A 6,444-nucleotide genomic window follows, 5' to 3' on the forward strand; every position below is an offset into this window, starting at 1 on the left:
CAACGGCTTACCATATTGGCATTAAGGTCATATCGACGGGCTACTACTGATGGTTTACCTGTTTCTAACGCTTCTTTTATAACCTGTATTTTAAATTCCTTTGAATATTTTGTTCGTTTCATGATGTTAGCCTCCTTGACACTAAATAGTATATTATAATTAACTCTTAGTGTCTAAGTTCATTTAGGGGCTTATGTGATTTTATTTGATCGGAAACTCTTCTAACCATTTTCCAAACAGCTACTTCTTCTTTTGACTTCATAAACAGCTCAGGAAGTTCAGAAGCCTCTTTTAATTTTTCTAAAGTTGTTATAAAGGAATTAGCAATCCCATAACGAACTGGTTTAATAGGTTTAGAAAGGTTTATCCAAACATTAATTTCAAATATAATATCCTTATTTTCACCTGGTTTTACATTAGAAATTTCTCCGTAAACTAAAACACCGTGCTCAGGTAGGAGTCCCTTTTTTACGTAAAGAGCTACATATTTTGCTTTCTGCCATCCTCTTTTCAGATTTTCGACAGAGATAAAATAATATTTATCCCTTATAAATTGTTCATAATCTTTTTTCGTTGATACAAGTCCCAAAAGCACGGGTTCCTCTATACTTGATTCCCACTCTTCTATCGTACCTTGAGGTAAGATACCTTCTTGCTGGAGTTCTTCAGGTCCTTTATCTACTAACCTTTGTATAAATCGCTCAACTAGCACATTCGCATTAGGCAAAAATGGTAATGCCCCAATGTTTACCTTATTGATACTTTGATAAAAATGGTGATTTTGGTATGTAACTTCATCAAACCAAGGGAATAGTACATATGCTCCAAATGCAGTTCTTTCATATGGACCGTTGTTTTCCGCAACGATCGAGTCCCGGTATCGATGCATGGTGTTAATATCATCTTCCATAGGCCCTGGACTTTGATAATAGTTTTGATAATAACTCCCATCGAGAGCATAATCTACTCGATATTTCGCATCAAAAATATAGTTAAATGTATAGGTTTTCCCTTTCTTTTCAATACTTAGCATTGTATCCGGTTTTTGATTTACTGTTGGCAATCCAGCTTCACGCTTCTGATAGATTAACGTAATCTTTTCTTTTGTAACAGGGTGTAAATATTCCCGCTTAGCCGTTCGATTTGCTTCTAAATTAACAAATAAGCCTTCTCGATTAACTTGGACAACATCTTGGCTAATAAGTTTATAACTTTTCCCCAAGATTTGACCGAGTTTAAGAAATGTCCAATATTCATATAACGTTGCTACATCCTTAAGAGATAATTGATAGATTTTACCTTGCAATACTAATCCTTTAGAAACGGTTAAATATATTTTAAAAGCCTCTCGATAGCTTGGTTCCATTTGCAATACTAAACTCATGACTGAGCGATCTAACTTTCCGATATCCCTCCAAAAAGGGAGTCTTCGTTTAGTTTGCAACTGACTTATCATCCATTTAATTTTTTCAACTAAAACAGTATCCATATTCTTTTTGAACCGATTATTCTGTTTCTGTACAGTCTTTAATAAGTCTTTAAGCTTATAAATCAATCTTTCCATCGTCCACTTGATATAACGGTTTTCATTTGTATCATAAGTTAACTTTTTCTTCATTCGTAAGCCGGACGTAGGCATAAGTCTCCGCTTTCCAATAGGAATTCCCTTTTCAACTTCTACAAAAACATTCGCATGCTTTTTTAAATAATTGCGGCTAACTGAATCCAGTTTCCCGAGCTGATCTCCTCTAGCCTTTTCATGTGTTTTTCTAAGTTGATGGTGCGGCTGCCGTTCAATTCTAGTGATCGACTGGAGAAACTGCTTAAAATGATAACTTAACAAACGGTAAAACTCTGCTCTTGAAGGATTCCCTTCTAGTTTTAATTTAGCCCCTAAATACGTCTTACGAATAAAATGGTACGCTAGGTTATAGATTTCCTCATTTACTTCTTCCAATAATTTTTGGTAGTCTTTTTTATAATCAAGCTTGGAAGGAAAGATTTCCAAAGTAACTTCTAAAAGCACTTTTCCTTCCTCTTTAATTTCAAATGTAGTAAAACCAACTTCATTTTGGAACTGTAGATTCCCCATGAGCATCGTTTGATGGCCTACACGTACAGGTGCTATGGCCTGTCTTAATAATGGGTGTTCATGGTAAAATGTTAATTCCTTGTCTTGCTTTGAAATCACAATCAATTGATAAGCGCCATTCTCAAAGAAAATTGGTCGAACTGCTGTATCCTCTACGAAGCAATTTTGGTTAACATCATAAACTTTTATGCTCTCAATGTTATCTCCATTTACACTAAATTGCATCAAATCATGAAAATCCATGACACGATACTTTTTTAAGCCTTCATATCTTTCGTGGTAAGGTTTCCCTTTAAGAATAAGAGAAAGGTTTTTTGATTCAATTTGAACTAATTCAACGTCTTCACGAGATCCAGAAAGAGGTGAAACCATCTCTTAGCCTCCTTAACATCTCGATAACCTTTGCAGCACTACGGGGATACTTTGCGCTAGCAAGATCGTTTGCTGTCATTCCTTCATCCTCTTCAAATTGTTTGCTTGTAAAAAGTTGATACAATTCCCGTAATAATTGGTCAACCCTTGAATCACTACCATAAATTCGTGGTAATATCTTCTGTAAAATGGCATGGTCTAATGCTTGTTCAAAAGGAAGTAAGTGATCCTGTTCATTGTAGGCCATATAAAAACAGATCTCATCACGAACACGGTAGCCTACATGTGCTTGGTCCTTTTGAAGCACCTCATTAATTTGAATCAATTCATTTGTCACACGTTCTACTAAATTTGGAGTAGTTTGATACACATCTTTTAAATGAAGATAGCTGGCCGCAAAAGTGTTATGACTTGCAATGATTGCATCCATTTCTTGGGATTCCTTTAAAAAAGCCAAATTTCCAAGATCCACTCGATTAAACTCAATCGTATTTGCTCGGTCTAATACCTTTTTACTGAACGGATGCGTCGTTTCATCCATATTTACTGTTCCGATGATATACAAGTTATTTGACAATTTGATATTCGTACCCGCTGTTTCTTTTGATAATAAATTTGATGAAGTAACCTTTCCATCTTTCCACCTACGGCTCTCCATCACGGATAATATATCACTGAAATAATACTCAACCCGCGCTAAGTTCATTTCATCTAGCAAAACAAAAAATGGCAATTCAGGATTCTTTTCTGCCTTCTTAATAACTTTCGTTAAGGGACCTTCTTTAAATTCACCTTTTATATCTACATATCCAAGTAAGTCCGACCCATCATTCCAGTCTGGACGAATAGGTATAAGGAAAAACCGGCCATTTTCTTCGGTTGCTCCTACACTTTCCGCAAACCATTGCACCATCTTTGTTTTCCCTGTACCCGATATTCCCGATAAAATAACAAAGGGTTTTGTTTTTAATGAAAGATAGAGATTAATAACTTCGTCTTTCTCATAATTAAATCCCTTTGATAAGATGTAGTTATGTATGTGATCAACCGTTTCTTTGATATTTAAGTTACTGTCTTCCCTTATACTCATATCACTTTGTTGATATGGCATTTCTACCATTTTCGTTCTTATCTCTGTAGGAAAACGTTGATCAAATTGCTGAAATACTTCTCTAGCAAAGCCCTCAGACAACGGATAAAAGTAACCTTGATTAAGGTCTCCATTAACATTAAATGGACCCTTTTCATCCAAATGCCATTGTAATGGTATTTCATCCTTCCCTATACTTGGTTCTAATACGTAATAGGATAGTTCTATCTTATATCCTTTTTCTTGCCAATCTTGGCTAGTAATCTCGGATGGTTTTTGCGCTTCAATTGCTGCATCTTCAACCTTTCCAATTGCTCTGATTTTCTTTTCTGAATAACAATAAACGATATCTCCTACCTTGGGTTCCAATAGTCGAACATGATGCGGGATTGCTCGTCCCCCTTTAGATTGTTGGGGAGCCCATAAATACTTTCCTTCTTTTTCATGAATATACGTTTTCCCTTGATTTACCCACCAAAATGAAGGTTTCGGATTCGACTTCTTTCTTTTCGTTCGTAGTTCTAGTTTATAAACGTAAGGTTCGTCTGTTTGATAAAAATCAATGTACTCTGCCATGTCATCGGGCGTATGTACGGGTTTTTTCGTTTTTTCTTTTCGGTTTTCTTTGAAATATTGATAGGAAGCAGTAAAGGTTTCTTTTAGGATTTCCTTTAAATGATAATTCTGATCATAGCGTAATTGTAATGATCCTTTCTCAAAATCCTTTCTGCTTATATTTACTAATCTGGCTTCATAATCATTTTCGTTAATCATTAGTTTTACAAAATTTTCCTCATTCACCTTTAGAAAGTGATTTCCATTAGCAACTGCAAAGTCCTCATGGAAATCTAAGGGAATCTGTGATCCATATTCAAAAATAGACCAATCTACTTTTTTACTTGCAATAAGGTTTGGTGTTTTATCCTTAGACCAACTACGTACTTGTTTCATCATTACTCTATTCACCATCTTAGTTTTATGTTAATTTCTAGTTTACTATAATAAGGAATATAGTAAAATATTGTATTTATCGGCTTTTGAAACACGAATAACAAGTTACGTTACAAACTCAATATTAAAAGGTATAAGTCCAATACAGTATCGAACTCATACCCAATAAATTGCCTTAAAATAACCTACTATACTAATTGATGCTCCCCTTTAGAACAGCTCTCTTCAACCACTTAAATGAAATCGATTGCATCCTTAATAGACTTTGCTCCAGTCACTACCTGAAATTCCTTACCAATCGTTTTCTCATTTTCTAGACTCGCAACAATGACACTTGCTACATCTTCTCTAGGAATTTCATTTCTTTCCACTTCAGTTGCTGCCTCTACTTTTTTGGTTCCTTTATCATTTGTTAACCTACCAGGATGTATAATCGTATAATCTAAATCAGTTCGCTTGAGCCATTCATCTGCATAATGCTTTGCTGCTACATATGGCGCAAAGGACGATGAAGCATCCTGAATCGCTTCGCGGGTCGTGTCAAACGAACTAATCATGATAAATCGCTTCACACCAGCTATTTTTGCTGCCTCAACTGTTTTAACGGCACCATCCAAATCCACCATAATGGTTTTGTCTTTTCCTGTATGCGGACCAGAACCCGCTACGAATACGATTGCATCGACTCCTTCAGCAGCCTTTGCAATCGCTTCGGTGTCTTGCTCCAGATCGGCCACTACCGTTTCTGCACCCAAATTTTCAAAAAAGGAGGCTTGCTCTTGCTTGCGGATCATTGCCTTTGCTTCTAAGCTATCATTTTCCTGAATAAATGATACAAGATGTCTTCCAATTTGGCCGTTTGCCCCTACTACAAGAATTTTCAATTTATCCATCCTTTCTTTGTAAACCTAGCTATTGTGATTCTCTTATCCCTATCATAAAGGGATAAGAAGGAAGTTGTCTAGATTTACCGTTCAAAATAAGCATGGGGCCAGCCATTTTTTATGTTTTACAAGATTCACTTTGTGATAACATATTGGCTACTTTATAATTGATTTGGACTTATTATGTATTTTTGTAATGCTAAAATATACACTAAAATCCCCTGCGCAGGAACCATTCCAAAATCAAGCACATTTGACTATATTCTTTCCCCTTTTAATGCTAAAATGAATTTGTAAAGGATGCTTCCTTCCTTTACTTTCTAATGCATATTAAATGCTAAGCTGAAAAAGCTAGCACTATAACGATAGAGGAGTGGAATGATGAATCAAAAACAATTTGAAAAAATCAAAAATGGAAAAGGTTTTATTGCTGCTCTCGATCAAAGTGGTGGCAGTACACCAAAAGCACTGGCTGCTTACGGTATCTCAGAAGATGCGTATGCAAACAAGGATGAAATGTTTGACTTAGTGCATGAAATGCGTACACGTATTATTACATCACCTGCTTTTGATTCAGATTTTATTTTAGGTGCTATTCTTTTTGAACAAACAATGGATCGCGAAATTGAAGGTCTGTACACAGGCGATTATTTGGCTGAAAAGAAAGGGGTTGTCCCTTTTCTAAAAGTGGATAAAGGACTTGCTGAGGTGTCCAATGGTGTTCAAATGATGAAGCCGATTAATGACTTGGACGAAACACTTAAACGTGCAAACGAACGTCATATCTTTGGTACAAAAATGCGTTCGGTCATCAAAGAAGCCAACGAGGAAGGCATTCAAGCTGTGGTTGATCAGCAATTCGAAATCGGTAAACAAATCCTAGCAGCAGGACTTGTTCCAATTATAGAACCAGAAGTTGATATTCATAGCCCTGAAAAAGAAAAATGTGAAGACTTATTAAAAGCAGAGATTCTAAAACATCTGAATCACTTAGGTGAAAATGAAGATGTCATGTTAAAATTAACCATTCCTACGAAAACAAACTTATACAAAGA

General features: G+C 35.7%; 5 protein-coding genes. 1 reads left to right on the forward strand and 4 read right to left on the reverse strand.

The window, feature by feature from the left end; genetic code table 11:
- The 4 genes from GZ63_RS0115920 to GZ63_RS0115935 all read right to left on the reverse strand — a co-directional run.
- The coding region (locus tag GZ63_RS0115920) for a transposase (RefSeq protein ID WP_029271259.1) at positions 1–122 on the reverse strand (122 nt) is incomplete at its 3' end.
- Between the two features lie 44 nt (positions 123–166).
- On the reverse strand, positions 167–2,464 hold the full coding sequence (locus tag GZ63_RS0115925) for a restriction endonuclease-like protein (RefSeq protein ID WP_051681527.1): 2,298 nt from the start codon (positions 2,462–2,464) through the stop codon (positions 167–169).
- Positions 2,436–4,508 carry an McrB family protein gene (locus GZ63_RS0115930; RefSeq protein WP_029271263.1) on the reverse strand — a complete coding sequence of 691 codons (2,073 nt, stop codon included), beginning with the start codon at positions 4,506–4,508 and terminating at the stop codon, positions 2,436–2,438. Before GZ63_RS0115930 ends, GZ63_RS0115925 begins: the two co-directional genes overlap by 29 nt.
- A 230-nt stretch (positions 4,509–4,738) precedes the next feature.
- Positions 4,739–5,398, reverse strand: a complete 660-nt coding sequence (locus tag GZ63_RS0115935) for an SDR family oxidoreductase (RefSeq protein WP_038221313.1) — start codon at positions 5,396–5,398, stop codon at positions 4,739–4,741.
- A gap of 372 nt (positions 5,399–5,770) precedes the next feature.
- On the opposite strand from GZ63_RS0115935, the gene GZ63_RS0115940 reads away from it, so the two are divergent.
- Positions 5,771–6,444 (forward strand): class I fructose-bisphosphate aldolase (locus tag GZ63_RS0115940; protein ID WP_029271267.1); only part of this gene is annotated, 674 nt, incomplete at its 3' end.

The organism is Virgibacillus alimentarius (genome assembly GCF_000709085.1).
GTDB classification, from domain to species: Bacteria; Bacillota; Bacilli; order Bacillales; family Amphibacillaceae; genus Virgibacillus_B; species Virgibacillus_B alimentarius.